The organism is Kitasatospora sp. HUAS MG31, from assembly GCF_040571325.1.
GTDB classification, from domain to species: domain Bacteria; phylum Actinomycetota; class Actinomycetes; order Streptomycetales; family Streptomycetaceae; genus Kitasatospora; species Kitasatospora camelliae.
This window is the reverse complement of record NZ_CP159872.1, coordinates 7,498,036-7,517,421: the sequence shown is the minus strand read 5'-3', so window position 1 is coordinate 7,517,421 and position 19,386 is coordinate 7,498,036. Positions and strand designations below refer to the sequence as shown.

The following is a 19,386-nucleotide window of genomic DNA, read 5'->3' as shown; positions in this document are numbered from 1 at the left end:
CCTTCCCGAGCCGCCCGGTGGGGCGGGCTCATCCCTTGACTGCGCCGGCGGTGAGGCCGGCGACGATGCGGCGCTGGAACAGCAGGACGAAGATCACGATCGGAATGGTGATGACCACGGCGGCGGCCGCGATGGACCCGGTCGGCTGCTGGAACTGCGAGCTGCCGGTGAAGAAGGCGATGGCGGCCGGGACGGTGCGGGCCGAGGTGGTGGAGGTCAGCGAGATGGCGAAGAGGAAGTCGTTCCAGCAGAAGATGAAGACCAGGATGCCGGTGGTGAAGACGCCGGGTGCGGCCAGCGGGGCGATGACCAGGCGGAAGGCCTGCCAGGGGGTGGCGCCGTCCACCTTGGCCGCCTTCTCCAGGTCCCAGGGGATCTCGCGGAAGAACGCCGACAGGGTGTAGATCGCCAGCGGCAGCGAGAAGGTCATGTAGGGGATGATCAGCCCGGCCCAGGTGTCGAACAGTCCGAGGGCCCGCTCGATGGTGAACAGCGGGGAGACCAGGGAGATCGGCGGGAACATCGCGATCAGCAGGGAGACGCCGATCAGCAGCCGCTTGCCGGGGAAGCGCAGCCGGGCCACCGCGTAGGCGGCCATGGTGCCGAGGACCACGGCGATGGTGGTGGCGATGACCGAGATGCCGATCGAGTTGACCAGGGCGCGGGTGAACTCGGAGGTCTGGAAGATACCCCGGTAGTTCTCCCAGGTCCATTCCCGGGGGATGAAGTCGCCGTCGGTGAGGGTGCTGGGGTCCTTGAAGGAGAGGGCGACGATCCACCAGACCGGGAAGAGGGCGTAGAGGAGGACGATCAGGTTGGCGACGCCCCAGCTGGTGAGGGTGCGGGTGCGGCTGCTCATCGGCGCTCCGGTTCGCCACCCGGCGCGGCGGCGCCGAAGACCTTGATGAAGACGAAGGCGATGATCGCCACGCAGAGGAAGATCAGGACCGAGATCGCCGATCCGATGCCCAGGTTGAGGGCGGTGAAGAGGTTGTCGTAGCCGAGGATCGACACCGACCCCGTGTCGTTGGAACCGCCGGTCAGCACGTAGATGTTGTCGAAGATCCGGAAGGCGTCCAGGGTGCGGAAGAGCAGGGCGACCAGGATGGCGGGCTTCATCAGCGGGAGGACGACCAGCCGCAGCCGCTGGCTGAAGCCGGCGCCGTCCACCATCGCGGCGCGGACGGTCTCCTCCGGGACGAGGGCGAGGCCGGCGAGCAGCAGCAGGGCCATGAACGGGGTGGTCTTCCACACCTCGGCGAGGATGATCAGGCCGATCGCCTGCCACTGGTCGGTGAGCGGGGCGCTGCCCTCGGGCAGCAGGGCGGCGAGGTAGCCGACGCCGGGGGTCCAGGCGTACTGCCAGGAGTAGGCGGCGACCACGGTGACGATGCCGTACGGGATGAGGACCGCGGTGCGGACGGTGCCACGGCCGAAGACCGCGCGGTGCATCACCAGGGCGAGGGCCATGCCGAGGACCAGTTCGATCGCCACCGAGACCACGGTGATCAGCACGGTCACCCACAGGGCCTGCCACCAGAACTCGGAGCTCAGCACGGCGCCGTAGTTGGCCAGGCCGACCCAGTGGGCCTGCTGCGGGAAGCGCAGGTCGTAGCGCTGCAGCGAGAGGTAGACGGCGTAGGCGATCGGGTAGGCGGTGACGGCGAGCATGACGACGGCGGCGGGGGCGCAGAGCAGCAGGCCGAGGCGGCGTTCCTGGCGGGCGCCCTCGGACAGCTCCGGGGTCTTCGGGGCGGCGCGGTCGCCGAGCGCGGTGGAGGGGGTCACGGGATCAGCCCCTTGGAGTCCAGCGCGTCCTCGATCTGCCCGCGGAGGTCGGCCACGGTGCGCTCCGGTCGGATTTCGGCGGGTGGGGAGAGGGTGTGCGAGATGGCGATCGACACGTTCTGGTAGGCGGGGGTCTGCGGGCGGATGCTGGCGTTGTCCAGGGCGGCCAGCACCTCGGCGGCGAACGGGTAGCTCTCGGTCAGTTCGGCCGCCTGGTAGAGGCTGCGCAGGGAGGGCGGCAGGCCGCCCTTGAGGGCGTTGGTGAGCTGGTTCTCGCGGTCGCGCAGGCAGAGGGCGGCCTCGAAGGCGAGGTCGGGCTGCCGGCTGTACGCGCCCACCGCGAGGTCGATGCCGCCGATGGTCACGGAGGCCGGCCGGTCGGGCAGCACGGCGGGGTACGGCGCCCAGCGGAAGTGCGGGAACAGCTCGGGCTGGTTGGCCTTCATCGAGGGGTAGACGAAGGGGTAGTTGAGCTCGAAGGCGGCGGTGCCGGATTCCATCGCCAGCCGGTTCTGGTCCTCCATCTGGTTGGGCAGGGAGGGGTCGGCGGCGGCCGAGGTGGCGGTGTCGCGCATGACCCCGGCGGCGACCACGGCGGGCGGGCCGAGCGAGGGGGCCTGGGCGTCGGGGGTGAGGATCGAGCCGCCGGCGCTGGTGACCAGGGTGTTGAACCAGACGGTGAGGCCCTCGTACTGGGCGCCCTGGATCTCCACGTAGTGCGGTTTGCCCTGCTGGGCCAGCGCCTCGGCCTGGGCGAGCATCTCGGCCCAGGTCCTGGGCGGGGTGGGCACCAGGTCGTCGCGGTACCAGAGGAGTTGGGTGTTGGAGTTGTACGGGGCGGCGAACAGGCGGCCCTGCCAGGTGGCGGTCTGGACGGCCGCGGTGAGGGTGTCCTCGGTGGCCCGGTCCTTCAGGGTGCCGGTCCACTCCTTGATCCAGCCGGCCTCGGCGAACTCGGCGGGCCAGGTGACGTCCAGGCCGAGGATGTCCACCGTCTCGTCGTGCGCGGCCATCCGGCGCACCAGCTGCTGGCGCTGGCCGTCGGCGCCGCGCGGCAGCTTGTTGTACGTGACGGTGTAGCGGCCGCCGGACTGCTGGCTGCACCGGTCGGCGGCCTCCTGGAGGGCGCCGGAGTCGTCGGGGAAGTTGTACCAGTTGAGCTTCACCGGCCCGCCCTCGGCGCCGCCCCCGCAGCCGGCCAGGACGGAGCCGAGCAGGCAGAGTCCCGCGGTGGCACTCAGCCACCGCGACCGGAACCGGCTGGACCTCGGCATCGCTCTCCCCTGGGACGGACGGGCCAGCCGACCGTAGCCCGGTACGCCGGCCGACCGGGCCCGCGGCGCGCGGGGGCTCAGCCGGACGGCCCAACCGGGCGGCCCCCTGCGGAGTTCAGCGGAATCGAGCGGCAGCGCAGCACATCCCCGGGAACGAACGGCCCACCCGGGGGCGCTGCACCGCCGGGCGCTACACGCCGGGCGACGGCGGGCGCTCGAAGAAGGTCTCCAGGACGACGGTCGCCTGGGTGCCGCTGACGCCGTCGACGGCGTACAGGCGGCGCAGTACGTCCTGGAGCCGCTCGGTGGTGGCGGTGCGGACCTTCACCAGGACGGAGGCGCTGCCGGCGATGACGTGGGCCTCCTCGATCTCCGGGATGGCGGCGAAGGCCTCGGCCGAATCCCCCATCCAGGCCGAGGAGTCGACCATCACGAAGGCGAGCACGCCGAGCCCGAGCGCCGCCGGGTCGACCTCCACGGTGGTCCGCCGCAGGACGCCGCGCTCGCGAAGCTTGCGGACCCGGTCGTGGGTGGCGCCCGCGGACAGTCCGACGGCCTTGCCCAGGGCGGCGTACGCCTGGCCGGCGTCCTGCTGGAGCAGGGCGATGAGGGCGCGGTCGGTCTCGTCGAGGTTCTCCGATGCCATGTCGGAACCATATCGCCTTCTGCCATACTCTTGCCGAACCGAACAAGGTTCTGTCATAGACGACAAGGGGTGGACTGTGTCCGGTGAAATCCAGTACGGCCTGTACGAGATCCTGGATGATCGCTTCCGTACCGGGAAGTGCGCCAACGGCGACCTGCGGCTGGAGAAGCTGTACGGGGACTGCCGCTGGGCGGAGGGGCCGGTCTACCTGCCGGCGTGGCGCCAGCTGATCTGGAGCGACATCCCCAACGACCGGATGCTGCGCTGGGACGAGGCCACCGGCACGGTCGGCGTCTTCCGCTCCCCCGCCGGCCACAGCAACGGCAACACCCTGGACCGCGAGGGCCGGCTGATCAGCTGCGAGCAGGGCAACCGCCGGGTGACCCGGACCGAGCACGACGGGTCGATCACCGTGCTGGCCGACCGCTACTGCGGCAAGCGGTTCAACTCCCCCAACGACGCGGTGGTGCACTCGGACGGCTCGATCTGGTTCTCCGACCCGGACTTCGGCATCACCAGCGACTACGAGGGCCACCGCGCCGAGAGTGAGATCGGCGCCTGCCACGTCTACCGGATCGACCCCGCCGACGGCGGGGTCCGGCTGGCCGCGGACGGCTTCACCGGCCCCAACGGGCTGGTCCTCTCCCCCGACGAGCGGCAGCTGTACGTCTCGGACAGCCGGCAGCGGCACATCCGCGTCTTCGATGTGCGCGAGGACGGCACCCTCTCCGGCGGCGAGGTGTTCGCCAAGGCCCGGGCCGGCAGCTTCGACAACATCCGCTTCGACGACGGCGGCCGCCTGTGGGCGGCCGCCCTGGACGACGGGGTGCACTGCTACGACCCGGACGGCACGCTGATCGGGCGGCTGCTCGTCCCCGAGACCGTCTCCAACATCGCCTGGGGCGGGCCGAAGAACAACCGCCTCTTCATCACCGCGGGCACCTCGCTGTACTCCCTGGTCATGGCCGTCACCGGCACCCACCGCGTCCGCCCCGCCGCAACCTGACCGCACAGCCGCTCGGGCGAATCGGACGGCCCGTCCGCCGGACCGGCCGCGGCCTCAGGCCTCGGTGACGGCCTCCAGCGGCCCGAGGGCGGCGGCGCGGCGGGCCGGGAGGGCGGCCGCGGCGGCGCCGACCGCCAGCGAGAGGAGGACGACCAGGGCGAGGGTGCCCCAGGGCAGGGCGAAGGCGTACTGGGGGATGGCGCCGTTGGCGAGCCCGCTGACCCGCCAGGCTCCGAACAGGCCGGCGGCCAGGCCCAGCAGGGTGCCGTAGGCGGCGACGGTGAGCGACTCCAGGCGGATCATCCGGCGGACGGCGGCCCGGTCCATGCCGAGGGCGCGCAGCACGCCGATCTCCCGGGTCCGTTCGGCGACCGCCATGGCGAGGGTGTTGACCATGCCGAGGGCGGAGACGACCACGCCGATGCCGAGCAGTCCGAGGACCAGGGTGATCAGCTCGCCGGCCACCCCGGCCTGGTCCTCCACCAGCCGGGCGCGGTCGCGGACGGTCAGCAACGGGCTGCCGTCCACGGCCTCGCGCAGCCGCCTCTCCAGGCCCGCCGCGGTGGTGGAGCGGTCGGCGGTGGAGCGGTCGGCGGTCACCAGGACGCGCTGGACGGAGTCCGGCAGGAGGCTGTCGCGCTGGACGTCGCCGCGGTCGGCGAGGACGTCCCGGGCGGTGGGGTTGTCCTGGTAGACGCCGACCACCGTGTAGGGGCGGTCCTCCCCGCCGGGGCCGATGCTCGCGGTGATCCGGTCGCCGGTGCCGATCCGCGCCTCCCGGGCGAAGCCGGCGGAGACGGCGATCCGGCCCGGGCCGAGGTCGGGGGCGGAGCCGCTGGTGAAGCGGAGGTTCATCACGGCGCCGACGGTCCTCGGGTCCACGCCGGACACCTGCCGGGTGAGGGCGCCGGCGGAGAGCGTCGAGTCCGCGACGGCCGAGGCGACCGCGACCCCGGGCAGCGCGGCGATCCGCCGTACCGCGGCCGCGTCCACGGCGGTGGTGGGGGTGCGGGTGCCGATCACGTAGTCGGCGCTCAGACCGGCCGCCGCCTGGGCGTCCAGGGCCCGGCGGGAGGAGTGGTCGATGACGGCGAGTCCGGCCACCAGCGCGGTGCTGATCATCAGGGCGGCGGCGGTGGCGGCGGTCCGGCGGGGGTCGCGCAGGGCGTTGTCCCGGGCCAGGTCGCCGGGGACGCCGAACCGGGCGGTGAGCCGGCCGAGGAGGCGGATCACCGGGCCGGCCAGCAGCGGGGCCAGCGCGATCAGGCCGGTCACCAGCAGGCCGCAGCCGAGCAGCGCGGTCCGCAGGTTGCGGTCCGAGGCGTTCTCGGCGTGCCGCAGCGAGACCAGCAGCCCGGTGCCGCCCAGCAGCAGGACGGCGCCGGCCGCCGCACGGAGCCGGGACCGGGCCGGGGCGGGCGGCTGCTCGGCGCTGCGCATCGCCTCGACGGGGGCGATCCGGGCGGCGCGGCGGGAGGGCAGCCAGGCGGCGAGGACGGTGACGCCGACGCCGACCGCGAGGGAGGCCAGCACCGGCGCGGCCCCGATCACCAGCGGACCGCGGGGCAGCGGGTCGTCCGCGCCTTCGAGCAGGCCGGGCAGGGCGGCGGCGACGCCCAGCCCGAGCAGGAATCCGGCCACGGAGGCGGCCAGGCCGATCAGTGCCGCCTCGGCGAGCACCGAGCGGACCACCTGGCGGCGGGTGGCGCCGATCGCGCGGAGCAGCGCGATCTCCCGGGAGCGCCGGGTGACCAGCATGGTGAAGGTGTTGGCGATCAGGAACGAGCCGATGAACAGCGACACCGCGGCGAACACCAGGGGCAACCGGGCGTGGCTGCGGGTGCGGGCGTCGATGTAGACGGACTGCTGGGCGGCCTTCGCGGCGGCGGTTGCGGCCTCGGCCCGGCCGGGCGGCAGGAGGGCGCCGATCCGCCGGGCGAGGTCGGCCCGGTCGGTGCCGGGCGTGGCGGCGAGGTCGAGGGCCGTGTAGTGGCCGGGGGTGGCGAACAGTTCCTGTGCGGTGGCCCGGTCGAACACGGCGAGGGTGCCGCCGGAGGTGACCCGGGGGTCGCCGCCGGCGACCGTCCCGACCAGGCGCATCCGCCGGACCGGACCGTCCACGGCCAGGGTGACGGTGTCGCCGAGGACGTAGCCGCCGGCTTCGGCGGTGCCGCGGTCCAGGGCCACCTCCTCGGCGGTGCGCGGGGCGCGTCCGGCGGTCAGTGGGAGGCGGGCGTCGGTGCCGTCGGGGCCCGGGACGTACCCGGCGGCGAGGCGACCCATCGGCTGGTCGGCGCGCATCGGGCGGCCGTCCTTCGCCGCCAGGGTGACCGAGCCGTCGACCGCCGGGCGGACGGCGGCGACCCCGGGGACGGCGGCCAGCCGGGCGGCGAGCGCGTCGTCCAGGACGCCGTCCTGCTCCGGGGCACCGGGGCGGAAGACGGGCTCCACGGTGACGGCGATGCCGGCGTAGCTCCTGGCCAGGGAGGCGCGGTACGCGGCCGTGGTGGAGTCGGCGAAGACCAGGGAGCCGGAGACGAACGCGACCCCGAGGCAGACCGCGAGGACGGTCATGGCCAGCCGGGCCTTGTGCGCGAGGGCGTTGCGCAGGGCGGTGCGCAGCAGGGCGGTACGCGGTGAGGGGGTTCGCGGCATGACGGGCTTTCGACGGGTACGGGTGCGGGTCCGGGTACGAGCGCCGCCGGGGTCGGACGGCGGCGGGACGGGGTGCGGGCTCACCGGGCGGCGGCCGGGGCTTCGAAGGCGAGCATCCGGTCCAGAACGGCGCCGGCGGTCGGCTCGGGCAGGTCGTCCACCAGCCGGCCGTCGGCGAGGAACACCACCCGGTCGGCGTGGGCGGCGGCGGCCGGGTCGTGGGTGACCATGACCACGGTCTGGCCGAGTTCGCGGACCGAGTCGCGGAGGAAGCCGAGCAGTTCGGCGCCGGAGCGGGAGTCGAGGTTGCCGGTGGGCTCGTCGGCGAACACGATCTCCGGGCGGGAGGCCAGGGCCCGGGCCACGGCGACGCGCTGCTGCTGACCGCCGGAGAGCTCGGAGGGGCGGTGGGCGAGCCGGCCGGCGAGGCCGACGGTGGCGACCACGGTGTCCAGCCAGGCGGTGTCGGGATGCCGTCCGGCCAGCCGCAGCGGCAGGGTGATGTTCTCCAGGGCGGTGAGAGTGGGCAGCAGGTTGAAGCCCTGGAAGACGAAGCCGACCTTCTCCCGGCGCAGCCGGGTGAGTTGGCGGTCGTTCAGCGAGGCCAGCTCGACGCCGCCGATCCGGGCCGATCCGGAGGACACCCGGTCCAGGCCGGCCATGCAGTGCATCAGGGTGGACTTGCCGGAGCCCGAGGGCCCCATGACGGCGGTGAACCGGCCGCGGGCGAACTCCACGGACACCGCGTCCAACGCGGTGACCCGGGTCTCGCCCCGGCCGTACGTCCTGGTGAGGTCCACCGCGCGGGCGGCCGGTTCGAGGGCCGTGGGGCCGGAGGGCGGGAGGGGTTGTGGCATGGCTGCTCCACCTCGGGTGCGAGGGCCGCGGACGGTCCGCGGGCCGGAGGGACACCTCCATCCTCACGGCCCTGGACTGCGGAAATGTCGTCCCGGAGGCGGGAGTTGGGCTCTGCCGAAAGGGCTGCACCCGGCGGTCGCCGCTCTGCCGGAGGGCAGAGGCCGGACCGCCGGGGTCTGCCGAACGGCAGAGGACTCAGCCGGCCAGGCCGGTCCGGTGGGCCAGCAGCGCGGCCTGGACGCGGCTCGCCGTCCCGGTCTTGTCCAGGATCGCGCCGACGTGGGTCTTGACCGTGCCGGTGCCGATGCCGAGCCGGACGGCGATGTCCTGGTTGGACAGGCCCTCGCCGAGCATCGCCAGGACCTCCCGCTCCCGGGCGGTGAGCCGGGCGATCCGCGCGTCCTCGCCGGAGCCGTCCGCCGGGTCGGGGTCGGCGCCGCGCAGCATCCGGCCGATGACCGCGCCGGTGACGCCCGGGGAGAGCACGGCGTCCCCGGCGGCGGCCGCCCGGACCGCGCGGATCAGCTCCTGCGGGCCCTCGTCCTTGAGCAGGAACCCGGCGGCGCCCTCCCGCAGCGCCCGGACCACGTTCTCCTCGTCGCCGAAGGTGGTCAGCATGACCACCCGCGGCGCGGGGTCGAGGGCGAGCAGCGGGGCGATGGCGGCCAGGCCGTCGCGGACGGGCATCCGAATGTCCAGCAGCACCACGTCGGGGTGGTGGGCGGCGGCCAGGTCGACGGCCTGCCGGCCGTCCGGGGCCTCGGCGACGACCTCGATGCCCTCGGCGTGGCGGAGGATCAGGCGGACGCCGTGCCGGATCATCGTCTCGTCGTCGGCGAGCAGGACCCGGATCGGGTGGGTGGCGGCCTCGGTCACGGGGTCTCCCAGGGTGCGGCGTCCCGGACCGACGGGACGGTGAAGCGGTCGATGGCGATGAGGTGCTCGGTGGTGTCGAAGCAGTAGCGGGCGACGGTCAGGCTGCCGGGGTGTGCCTCGGTGGAGCCGTTGAACGGGTAGATGCAGCCCACCGCCCCGGCGGGGCGCGGTGGTTCACGGCCGGTGGCGGCGGCGCGGACGGCGGCGTTGTCCAGCACGCCGGTGCCGGCCACCTGGCCGTAGCTCATGCCGACCACGGGCAGCGGGCGCGGTCCGGCGTCCGGGCGCGGTGCGGAGGCGTACACGAAGGCGGTGCCGAGGGCGGTGAGCACGCTGAGCGCCGCCAGGCCGAGGGCGAGGGTGAGCGCCTGCGCGGTCCGCCGCCCGGGGTCGGCGTCCGCCCGGGCATCCGGCGGCGCGGGGGTCTCGGTGCCGGGCCGCCGGGGGGCGGGGGTGTCGCCGGGCTCGGTGGGCAGGGTGGCGTCGACCAGGAAGCCGCCGGAGGGCAGCGGGCCCGCCTCGAAGCTCCCGCCGAGCAGTTCCACCCGTTCCCGGAGCCCGGTGAGTCCGCGGCCGGTGCCCAGGCCGCCGGCGGGTGCGGGGGGCGCGGGCGGGGCGCCGTTGCGGACGGTGACCCGGACGGTGTCCGTGTCGTGCGCCACGGCCACGGTGACGTGCGCGGCGGCGGCGTACCGGTGGACGTTGGTCAGCGACTCGCGGACCAGCCGGTGCACGGCGCGGCGGACCGGCGCCGGGCGGGCGTCCAGGTCGGGGCCGGTCCAGTCGAGGCGGACGGCGATCTGGCCGTCCCGGGATCCGGCCACCAGTGCCTCGACGTCGGCGCGGGTGCCGGTGGCGTCGGTGAGCGCCTCGGGCCCGGTGTCCCGGCCGAGCGGGCCGAGCACGCCGAGGGCCTGCCGCAGCTCGCGCATGGCGTCCCGGGTGGTCCGCCGGACCAGGACGGCCTCCTCGCGCAGCTCGGGGTCGGCCCCCTCCAGGGCCAGCTCCAGCCCGCCGGCGTGCAGCGAGATCAGGCTGAGCCGGTGGCCGACCAGGTCGTGCATCTCGGCGGCGATCCGGGAGCGCTCATGGGTGCGGGCCTCGCTGTCGGCGAGCCGGCGGGCCCGCTCGGCCGCGTCCCCGCGCTCGCGCAACGCCCGTACCAGGCGCCGCTGCTGCCCGTACGCGGTGCCGACCAGGCCGGGGACGAGCACGGTGGTGGGCGTGAGCACCAGGCCGAGCGCCAGCCCGTACGGGACCGGGCCCGGCCCGAACCGGGGCGCGGAGAGCGTCGCCACCGCCACCAGCAGCAGGCCCGCCGCGGTCAGCAGCCGGGTCCGCCGGCGTGCCTCGGCCGTCCGGCGGGCCGCCGTGTACGCGGCCGCCGCCGCGGCCGGACCGGCGCAAGGGGCCAGTCCGGTCAGGGCGGCCAGGGCAAGCAGGACGGCCTCGGGGTGGCGGCGGCGCAGCGGGAGCAGCACCGCCGCCAGGGCCAGGGCGGCGAGCTGGAGGTACGGGTGCGGCAGCAGGTCGAGGCCGGCGAGGGCGAGCAGGACGCCGAGGCCGGCCGACACCACCCCGGCCGTCTCCCCCGCGGCACGGGCGGCCGCCCGGCCCGGGGCGCCACCGGGCGCGCGTCCGGGGACGGGGGCAGGGGGACGGGGCTGAGGAGTACGGACCACGCTGACCAGTATCGATACCGGGATCGGCACCGGCGTGCACCCTGCGGCCGATCCCCGTCTCTGCCGAAAGGCAGAGACGGACGGCGGCACCGCTCCCCGGCGCCAACGGACGTGTCCGGTCGCGCCCACCGCCTGCGCCGGCCCTTCCGTCTGACGCGCCGTGACGTACCTGGCGGCCGTGGGGCGCCCTGGGTGCGGGGGTGTCGGTGGGCGCTGGTACGTTCCCCATCGATCCGGTTTGGTGGAACAGGGAAGGTCGGACGGTTCGTTGACGCATCACACGCACATATCGCGGCCGCGGTCACCGCTGCGCACGGCGGCGGCCGTGACGGCTTCGGCGGCCGCGCTCAGCCTGGCGGCGAGCGGGGGCACGTTCGCCGCCGCGGCCCCGGTCCAGGCCGCCGCGCCGGCCGGGCTGCAGGCGCAGTTCGCGGCTGCCGCCAAGGAGTTCAAGGTCCCGGAGAGCCTGCTGCTGGCGGTCTCGTACCAGCAGACCCGCTGGGAGTCGCACCAGGGCCGGCCGAGCACCACCGGCAACTACAACGTGATGGGCCTCACCCAGGTCGACCTGGCGGCGGTCGCGGCGGCGCAGGCGGCCGCCGAGCCGGAGGTCGACCTGCGCGGTGACGGCGAGCCCCGGCGGGGCGCCAAGGCGGCCAGGCCCGCCCCGGCGGCGCCGGTGGACGGCCCCGCGCTGCACACCCTGGACGCGGCGGCCAAGCTGATCGGCCGTCCGGCGGCGGAGCTGCGCGAGGACACCCTGCAGAGCATCCGCGGCGGCGCGGCGCTCCTCGCCGAGCAGCAGCGCAGGGCCAAGTCGCCGCTGTCCGGCGACCCGGCCACCTGGTACGGCGCTGTGGTCGCCTTCAGCAACGGCGGTGCGCAGGGCCAGGGCCCGGACGAGGGGCGGGAGTTCGCGGACCGGGTGTTCGGCACCCTCAAGGTCGGCGCGGCCCGGACCACCTCCGAGGGCCAGCGGGTGACGCTCGTCGCCGACCCGGCCGCCGCCGCGCACAGCCCGGCGGTGGACCGCGGGGTGGAGCGCCAGCCGGCCTCGCGGGACGCGGCCCGCACCGCGCTCACCGCCGCGGCGAGCGACCCGATCGAGTGCCCGTCCACGCTGAGCTGCGACTTCCAGCCGGCCGGGTACGCGCAGAACAGCGCCGACGTCAACGACTTCGGCAACTACTCGGTGGCCGAGCGGACCGGCTCGGACATCGACTACATCGTCATCCACGACACCGAGGGCGGCTACGCCGGCTCGCTGGCGACGTTCAAGAACCCGGCCAGCTACGCGAGCGCGCACTACCTGCTGCGCTCCAGCGACGGCCACGTCACCCAGATGGTGGCGAACAAGAACGTGGCCTGGCACGCCGGCAACAAGACCCTCAACATGCACAGCGTGGGCATCGAGCACGAGGGCTTCGCGCTGAGCGGCGCCAGCTGGTACTCGGAGCAGCTGTACCAGTCCTCGGCGACCCTCACCCGCTACCTGGCGGACAAGTTCGGCGTCCCGCTGGACCGGCAGCACGTCATCGGCCACGACGAGGTGCCGGGCCCGATCCAGAGCGCCGTGAACGGCATGCACTGGGACCCGGGCACCTTCTGGGACTGGAACCACTACATGGACCTGCTCGGCGCGCACACCACGCCGGACCAGGGCTACGTGGTCGGCGGCCGGGTCATCATCAACCCGCCGTTCTCCAACGCCTACCGGCCGGTGATCAACAACGTCCCGGCCCAGCCGGCGAACTTCGTCTACCTGTACAGCTCCCCCGGCGGCCCGCTGATCGGCAGCGGCACCCAGAACGCCTCGGACTGGAGCGACAAGGCGGTGGCGGGCGGCAGCTATGTGGTCGCCGACATCCAGGGGCAGTGGACGGCGATCTGGTACAACGGCCAGAAGGCCTGGTTCTGGAACGACGGCACCATCGCCTCGGCCGACAACCGTCCCGGCCAGTACGTGCTCACCCCGAAGCCGGGCCTGGGCAGCGTCGCGGTCTACGGCCGCTCGTACCCGGAGTACGGCGCCTACACGGCTGCCGGCGTCCCGGCGCCGGACCCGAACATCGTCGCGCTGAGCGCCACGCTGCCCGCGGGCCATGCGTACGTCCCGGCCTCCACCACCCCGGTGGCCGGCGACTTCTACTACGCCCCGACCGTGGACGGCAGCGCGCCGCACGACCGCACTCTGGTCACCGGCGGTGTGAAGTACTACCCGATCCGGTACAACCACCGGCTCGCCTTCGTCTCGGCCGACGACGTCCAGCTGGTGCCGGCGCCGACCGACGTCCTGGCCTCCGGTGAGCGGGTGCAGCTGCTGGCGCAGACCAGCTCCGGCCCGGTCAACGCGGGCGCCAACTACTCCCGCGGGGTCTGGGAGCAGTTCCACCCGATCCCGTCGGCCGGCCCGACGCCGGAGCCGAAGCAGAGCTTCGCCCTGCTCTACATGGGCGGCCAGGTCCACGCGGTGGCGCTCGCGGGCGGCCGGGTCTACACCGCCGACCGGAACCTCACCACCGGCGAGTGGTCCCCCTGGTACGACCTCCAGGTGACCGGCCTGGCCGGGCCGCTGGCCTCGCCCGTCACCGAGCTGACGGTCGCCGCCACCGGCAGCAAGATGCACGTGGTGGCGCTGTCCGGCGGCCGGCTCATGGAGGCGACCGCCGACTACGGCGCCGGCCGCTGGTACCAGTGGGGCGACGTCTCCGGCGCGCTCGGCCTGCCCACCGGCGCCCTGACGAAGATCGCGGCGGCCGCCAACGGCAACGTGCTGCACATCAACGGCGTCGGCAGCGACGGCCGGATCCACGTGGCCGACGGCGACTACAACCGGGGCATGTGGTCCTACGGCGACATCACCGGCGCGGTCGGCCCGCTGAGCGGCACGATCACCGGCCTGGCCACCGTCTCGACCGGTTCCAAGCAGTACGTGCTGGCCGTGGTCGACGGCAAGGTCAAGCAGGCCAGCGCCGACTACGCGGCCGGCGTCTGGGCGGGCTGGGGCGACGTCTCCGGGGCCACCGGGCAGACCGTCCCGGTGACCAAGCTCGCCGTCACCTGGACCGGCACCAGCCTGCGGCTGTTCGGCGTCGCCGGCGGGCGGGTCCTCAACGCCAACGGCGACTACGCCGCCGGGCGTTGGTCCTCCTGGATGGACACCGAGGTGCCCGGCGCGGCCGGCCCGATCGACCCGGTGACCACCGTGGCGGTCGCCGGTACCTGACCGGCCTCCACCCGCACCACCCGCTGCCCCGGCCGCCCCGCGCGCCCGGGGCAGCGGCGCGTCGGGACCGGTCACGGGGGCCGGGGGGACCGGGCGCGGGTTCGGCGTCCTGCCGTCCGTCGCGCGGTTCCCCCGGCCCTGGTGTGGCCAGGTCACCGACCAGCGGTCACTGACCGGCGGTGGTCCCCGGGGCCGCGCCCTGGACCGCGCCCTGGGCCGGGCCCTGGGTGGCGCTCGGGCTCGGGCTGGCAGTGGCCGACGGGGACGCCGGCGGGGTCCAGTTGAACATGGCGAACGTCATCTTCGGGCGGACCTCCGCCACCTCCGAGGCGTGGCCGCCGGCGTTCGCGCCGAGCCCCAGCACCCACTGCCCGCTCGAGTCCCGGGGGTCCATGAGGTAGCCGAGGCGGAGGGTGAACCGCCCGGACGCGCCGGGTGCCAGGGCCGACCGCAGCGAGGAGGTGTCCACCACCACCCGGCCGCAGGCGCTGTCGGAGGTCGTCAGCTTCCGCCACTGGCCGTCCGCCGTCCGCGCCTCGGCCGTCACCCGGATCGCCCGCAGCCGGCCGCCGCCGCCCGGCATCGGCGACTCGTCGCGGACGGTGACCACCGGTGCGGCCGAGGGCATCGAGGCGCCGGTGGGGTTGCGGACCTCCAGCTCCAGCTCGGTCGTCGTCCGGCCGGCCACGAACTCGCTCGGGCCGGAGACCAGCGCCGCCGTCGGCCGGGCGTCGTCGACCACCGTCGCCTCGGCCTGCACCGTTCCCAGCCGGTACGCTCGACGGTCCGCCAGTCCGTACGCGGAGACCGTGAGGGCCGCCGGCCCGACGGTGTGCGTCGCGGCCGGCCGGATCCGGTACCGGACGGTGTGGCTCGCGCCGGGCTCCAGGGCGAAGGAGCTCTCCCGGCTGTGCTCCGCCCAACTCGGGTCGGTGTCCGGCTTCACCAGGTCCTTCCAGCCGCCGCCGGTGTCGCGCTGGAGGGTGGACTGCGCGGCGGGATCGTTGCACCAGCCGTTGTCCTGCGGCTGCTCGGAGACCACCGGCGCCACTACGTCGAACCGGACCTCCGCGGTGTTGGTGTAGGTCACCGAGAAGGTGACCGGGTCGCCGCCGGCCGCCATCTTCGTCCCCTTGCCCAGGCCCTCCACGGTCGCCTTGATCACGCCGTCCTGGAAGTCCTGCGGAGAGGCCGTGGTGCTGCTCGCCGTCGGACCGGGGGACTCGGTCGGGGTGGTCTCCACCGGCAGCGGGATGCCGGCCGTCGGCGAGGCGCTCGCGGTGGCGGCCGGACCGTCGTCCTTCCTCGTGGCGTCGGGAGCGGAGTGCAGGGTGAGGAAGCCGGCCACCCCGGCCGCGAGGCCGAACAGCGGGACGGTGACCGCGTACACCGGCTTCAGGCGGCGGATCCGCGTGCTCGGCGGCGCGGACGGCTTCAGGCTCTGCGCGGTCACCTGCGAGGCCCTGGCGTTCAGGGCCTCCCGCAGGAGGCGCTCGGTGGGCGTCTCGTCGTGGGGGTGCTTGTCGCTCATCGGGCCTTCTCCAACTGCTTCTCCAGGGCGTCCAGGGCCCTGCTCGCCGTGGACTTCACGGCGCCCCGGGACAGGCCCAGGGTCTCGGCGATCTGCGCCTCGGACAGATCCGACCAGTAGCGCAGCACCAGCACCTCGCGCTGACGCTGGGTGAGTTCGTTGAGGGCGACCAGCACCCGGCGGTGCTCGTCGTTGAGGACGGCGTGGTCCTCCGCCGAGGGCGCGTCGGCCTCGTGCGGCGGGACGTACTCGCGGGCGGTCTTCCGGCGGCGCAGCACGGACCGGGCCCCGTTGACCACCGAGGTCCGCAGGTAGCCCAGCGCGTTGTCCAGGTCGTCGAGCTCCTCGCCGTACTTCGCGTACAGGGCGATGAAGGCCTCCTGCACCACGTCCTCGGCGATGTCCTGGTGGTCGACCAGCAGGACGGCCATCCGCACCAGGCCCAGCCGGTGGGCGTGGTACAGCTCGGTGAGCGTCGGCCGCTCGCGGTCGGGCGTGCGGCCGCCGCGCAACAGGCGGAACGCCGACCTTCGCTCGGCGGGGGCGCGCTCCCCCGTTCCCGCCGGCCCGACCTCCTCGGCCGCGCCGGACAGCCCGAACAGCAGCCGCAGTACTCCCCGGAGCCCGCCCGGTGGAACGATCGGTGGAACGATCTGGGCGGTCGGCGCGATGGCCATGGACATGCGTGTTCGCTTCCCCCCGGACGGACCCGGAACCCGGGACCCGTCGATAGTGATCACGGTCGATGACCGGGGAATTCGGCCACCCGCCGCCCACAGACCGACGGCGGGGGCACGAACAGTCGGTCACCTGTTCAGACGTCCATCCCGCCCCGGGGTTGCAGGCGGATCCGAGAATTCCTCGCACACGCCGCGACGGAGCCCAACGGGACGACAAACGGGCAGGGGGAAGGACGGTGGTGGAGGGTCAGACGCGGCTGCGGTTCTCAACCGCGAATCCCCCCTCCGGATCACCGTACGCAGACGGGCGCGGTAGTGGTACTGATGCCCCGTCCGGAACCGCCCCCGGCGACAGTCAGAGTGCTCCTGTCCGCTGAGCGAACTCGCGCAGCCCGGGCAACGCCACCGAGCCGTAGAGAAGGCCTGACGTCATCGCCCGCGTCGGGCCCGCCTCTCCACCTTCGCCCCCGTCCGAGGCGTTCAGGTGAGGGGTTCGGCCAGGCCGACGATGATGCCCTCGGGGCCGCGGACGTAGCAGAGGAGGTAGACGTCCTCGTACCGCACGATCTCGCCGACGAGTTCCGCACCGCGGGACCGCAGCCGGGTGACCACGTCCTCGATGTCGTCGACGGCGAACATGATGCGCCGCAGGCCGAGGGTGTTCGCCGGGGCGTCCCTCGGCTCGGGGGTGACGGCCGTCGGCCGGTGGAACTTCGCGAGTTCCACGCGTCCGTGGCCGTCCGGGGTCCGCAGCATGGCGATGTCCTGTCGGACGTCGTGGAGCCCGATGACCCGCTCCGCCCAGCGCCCTTCGAGGGGCCCCTGGCCCTCCAGTTCCATGCCGAGGTCGACGAAGAACGCGATGACGGCGTCGAGGTCCTCGACGACGATGAGCACGTTGTCCATCCGCTGGATCGCCATGCCGGAGCTCCTTCGCGTGGTGCGGCCACGGTCGCCGCGTCCGTTCCGGGGACGGACCGACACACCGTTCTCTACCTCGGCGGCCGCCCGGCTACCCGGCTTCCGGTTCCCGTTCGGCCAGGTGGCCCAGGACGGCGGAGGCGAGGGCGGCGTCGACGGCGCCGACGCCGGTGAGGTCGGCGACGGTGACGGCCTCGGCGGGCCGGTGGAGGGGGGTTTCGAGGAGGAGGCCGGCGGGGGTGTCGGCGTCCGCGGTGACCGCGCCGGCGCGGACGGCGTGACCGAAGTCGCCGTGGTCCAGGCACTGCTGGTGGTCATCGGTGGCGATCAGGGCGGCGCGGGCGAGGAGAGCCGGCGGGAGTTCGTTCTTGTGCGGCATGTCGGTGCCGATGCCGGTCACGTGGGTGCCGGGCCGGACGTGGTCGGCCCGGAGGACGGGGGTGGTGGCCGGGGTGGTGGTGACGACCATGTCGGCGGCGGCGGCCTCCCGGTCCGTGGCCGGCCGGGCCCGCAGGCCCAGGGCGGTGAGCTCTGCGCAGAGGGCCCGGGCCCGGTCCGGGGTTCGGCCGTGGACGAGGACGGTGCCGATCGGACGGAGCCGGGCCAGCCATTCGGCCTGGAGGCGGGCCTGTTCCCCGGTGCCGAAGATGCCGAGGGTGGTGGCGTCGGGGCGGGCCATGGCGTGGGTGAGGAGGGCGCCGGCGGCGGCGGTGCGCCAGGCGGTGAGCAGGCCGCCGTCGTCCAGGACGGCCCGGACCCGGCCGGTGCGGGCGCTGATGACGCAGACAAGGCCGTGGTTGGCGGGCAGGCCGGCGGCGGGGTTGCGGTAGAACCCGGTGGCGATCTTGACGGTGAAGTCGGGCCCGGCGTCGACCCGGCCCGCCTTGACGTGGCAGTCGCCGTCGGCCTCGGGGAACTCCAGGTGCAGCGGCGGCGGCACGGTGGTGCGGCCGTGGGCGTGGGCGATCAGGGCGTCGCGGGTGGCGTCGAGGACCAGCCGGGGAGTGGCGACCCGCCGGACGGCGTCGCCGTCGAGGACCGGGAGGCTCATCGGCGGGCCTTCAGCCACGTACGGAAGGCGGTGAGTCCGGCCTCGGGCTCGGCGCGGCCGACGCCGATGCGGAAGCGGTCGGTGGGGGTGGGGGTGAGGTCGGAGTGGTAGATGCTCGCGGGCAGCAGCAGGACGCCGGCCTCCTCGACCAGGCGGGTGCAGAACTCCTCGACCCCGTCCGGGCCGAGGTAGCGGGGGTAGGCGACGCAGCCGCCGTCCGGGGCCCGCCAGTCGAAGAGGTCGGGGAACTCGGCGAAGAACTCCTCGAAGAGCGGCAGGTTCCGGGCGATGAGCGACCGGTTGCGCTCCAGGATGGTGGTGCGGGCCTTGAGCGCGATCCGGGCCAGCACCTCGCTGGGGGCGGAGTTGCAGATGGTGGTGTAGTGCTTGGCGCGCTCCAGCCGGGAGAGCAACTCCCGGTCGCGGCAGGTGATCCAGCCGATCCGCAGGCCCGGCAGGCCGAGCGCCTTGGAGGTGACGTTCAGGGAGAGCGCGCGGTCGGACAGGTCGGCCGCCTGCGGCAGCGCCCGGGCGGGGTCGCGCTCCAGGCCGCGGTAGACCTCGTCGCTGAAGAGGTGGATGCCCCGCTCGTCGCACAGCCGGACCAGCTCGGTGAACTCGGCGGCCGGGATCACCTTGCCGGTGGGGTTGTTGGGGAAGTTCACGGAGACGACCCGGGTGTTGGGCCGGAGGGCCGCCCGGACGGCGTCGAGGTCCAGCGCCCAGTCCCGGTCGGGGTCGAGGGCGACGCCGGTGACCTCGCACAGGGCGAGCGGCACGGTCTCCGCGGCCTGGTAGTTGGGGGTCACCACGACCGCGTGGTCCCCGGCGTCGAGCAGCACGTTCATCGCCAGGTACAGCGCCTCCTCGGCGCCGGCGAAGCAGATCACGTCGGCGGCCTCCGCCCGCTCGTACGTCGCCGCGATCACCTCGCGCAGCGCGGGGTCGCCGAAGGTCTCGGTGTAGCCCAGCGGGAGGTTCTCGAAGGCGGCGCGGTCCTCGTCGTCGGCCAGGGCGAGGAGCTCGCCGAGGGTCATGGTCTGGACGTCGGAGGCGGTGAGGTGATGGCGGGCGGTGAACTCCCAGCGGGAGAAGTGGGTTTCCAGGCGGAAGTCGGGCAGGCGGGTCATGGCGGGTGGTTCCTTGCCGTCGGTGCGGGAGGTGGATCAGGGTGGCGCGGCGGTACGGGCCG

The 19,386-nt window shown here is 74.4% G+C and carries 15 protein-coding genes; 2 read left to right on the top strand and 13 right to left on the bottom strand.

What is annotated here, in order from left to right:
• Positions 1 to 28: 28 nt before the first annotated feature.
• From ABWK59_RS33885 to ABWK59_RS33870, 4 genes are all read right to left on the bottom strand, one after another.
• Positions 29 to 859 carry a carbohydrate ABC transporter permease gene (locus ABWK59_RS33885; RefSeq protein ID WP_354644497.1) on the bottom strand — a complete coding sequence of 277 codons (831 nt, stop codon included), beginning with the start codon at positions 857 to 859 and terminating at the stop codon, positions 29 to 31.
• Positions 856 to 1,788, bottom strand: coding sequence for a carbohydrate ABC transporter permease (locus ABWK59_RS33880; protein WP_354644496.1), 933 nt, complete (start codon positions 1,786 to 1,788; stop codon positions 856 to 858). Before ABWK59_RS33880 ends, ABWK59_RS33885 begins: the two co-directional genes overlap by 4 nt.
• Positions 1,785 to 3,062, bottom strand: a complete 1,278-nt coding sequence (locus ABWK59_RS33875) for an ABC transporter substrate-binding protein (RefSeq protein WP_354644495.1) — start codon at positions 3,060 to 3,062, stop codon at positions 1,785 to 1,787. Before ABWK59_RS33875 ends, ABWK59_RS33880 begins: the two co-directional genes overlap by 4 nt.
• Before the next feature lie 190 nt (positions 3,063 to 3,252).
• Positions 3,253 to 3,708 (bottom strand): Lrp/AsnC family transcriptional regulator, encoded by a 456-nt coding sequence (locus ABWK59_RS33870; protein WP_354644494.1) that lies wholly within the window; start codon positions 3,706 to 3,708, stop codon positions 3,253 to 3,255.
• A gap of 76 nt (positions 3,709 to 3,784) precedes the next feature.
• On the opposite strand from ABWK59_RS33870, the gene ABWK59_RS33865 reads away from it, so the two are divergent.
• On the top strand, positions 3,785 to 4,714 hold the full coding sequence (locus ABWK59_RS33865) for an SMP-30/gluconolactonase/LRE family protein (RefSeq protein WP_354644493.1): 930 nt from the start codon (positions 3,785 to 3,787) through the stop codon (positions 4,712 to 4,714).
• 54 nt (positions 4,715 to 4,768) lie between these two features.
• Here the strand turns inward: ABWK59_RS33865 and ABWK59_RS33860 are convergent, their stop codons facing one another.
• The 4 genes from ABWK59_RS33860 to ABWK59_RS33845 all read right to left on the bottom strand — a co-directional run bounded on the left by ABWK59_RS33860 (position 4,769) and on the right by ABWK59_RS33845 (position 10,785).
• Positions 4,769 to 7,339, bottom strand: coding sequence for an ABC transporter permease (locus ABWK59_RS33860; RefSeq protein WP_354645186.1), 2,571 nt, complete (start codon positions 7,337 to 7,339; stop codon positions 4,769 to 4,771).
• A gap of 110 nt (positions 7,340 to 7,449) precedes the next feature.
• Positions 7,450 to 8,226 carry an ABC transporter ATP-binding protein gene (locus tag ABWK59_RS33855; RefSeq protein ID WP_354644492.1) on the bottom strand — a complete coding sequence of 259 codons (777 nt, stop codon included), beginning with the start codon at positions 8,224 to 8,226 and terminating at the stop codon, positions 7,450 to 7,452.
• Positions 8,227 to 8,422: 196 nt separating this feature from the next.
• Positions 8,423 to 9,103, bottom strand: a complete 681-nt coding sequence (locus ABWK59_RS33850) for a response regulator transcription factor (RefSeq protein ID WP_354644491.1) — start codon at positions 9,101 to 9,103, stop codon at positions 8,423 to 8,425.
• Positions 9,100 to 10,785, bottom strand: a complete 1,686-nt coding sequence (locus tag ABWK59_RS33845; protein ID WP_354644490.1) for a sensor histidine kinase — start codon at positions 10,783 to 10,785, stop codon at positions 9,100 to 9,102. Before ABWK59_RS33845 ends, ABWK59_RS33850 begins: the two co-directional genes overlap by 4 nt.
• Positions 10,786 to 11,110: 325 nt before the next feature.
• Between ABWK59_RS33845 and ABWK59_RS33840 the strand changes: the two genes are divergently transcribed.
• Positions 11,111 to 14,011, top strand: a complete 2,901-nt coding sequence (locus ABWK59_RS33840) for an N-acetylmuramoyl-L-alanine amidase (RefSeq protein ID WP_354644489.1) — start codon at positions 11,111 to 11,113, stop codon at positions 14,009 to 14,011.
• Between the two features lie 166 nt (positions 14,012 to 14,177).
• On the opposite strand, the gene ABWK59_RS33835 is transcribed toward ABWK59_RS33840, so the two are convergent.
• From ABWK59_RS33835 to ABWK59_RS33815, 5 genes are all read right to left on the bottom strand, one after another.
• The gene (locus tag ABWK59_RS33835) at positions 14,178 to 15,542 is read right to left on the bottom strand and encodes a hypothetical protein (RefSeq protein ID WP_354644488.1); all 1,365 of its coding nucleotides are present in this window, start codon (positions 15,540 to 15,542) and stop codon (positions 14,178 to 14,180) included.
• Positions 15,539 to 16,225 carry an RNA polymerase sigma factor gene (locus tag ABWK59_RS33830; RefSeq protein WP_354644487.1) on the bottom strand — a complete coding sequence of 229 codons (687 nt, stop codon included), beginning with the start codon at positions 16,223 to 16,225 and terminating at the stop codon, positions 15,539 to 15,541. The genes ABWK59_RS33835 and ABWK59_RS33830 overlap by 4 nt, the downstream gene beginning before the upstream one ends.
• A gap of 477 nt (positions 16,226 to 16,702) precedes the next feature.
• Complete coding sequence (locus ABWK59_RS33825) at positions 16,703 to 17,143, bottom strand: VOC family protein (RefSeq protein WP_354644486.1); 441 nt, start codon at positions 17,141 to 17,143, stop codon at positions 16,703 to 16,705.
• A 91-nt stretch (positions 17,144 to 17,234) separates the two neighbouring features.
• Complete coding sequence (locus ABWK59_RS33820) at positions 17,235 to 18,194, bottom strand: ornithine cyclodeaminase family protein (RefSeq protein WP_354644485.1); 960 nt, start codon at positions 18,192 to 18,194, stop codon at positions 17,235 to 17,237.
• Positions 18,191 to 19,324 carry a pyridoxal phosphate-dependent aminotransferase gene (locus ABWK59_RS33815; protein WP_354644484.1) on the bottom strand — a complete coding sequence of 378 codons (1,134 nt, stop codon included), beginning with the start codon at positions 19,322 to 19,324 and terminating at the stop codon, positions 18,191 to 18,193. Before ABWK59_RS33815 ends, ABWK59_RS33820 begins: the two co-directional genes overlap by 4 nt.
• Positions 19,325 to 19,386: the final 62 nt, after the last annotated feature.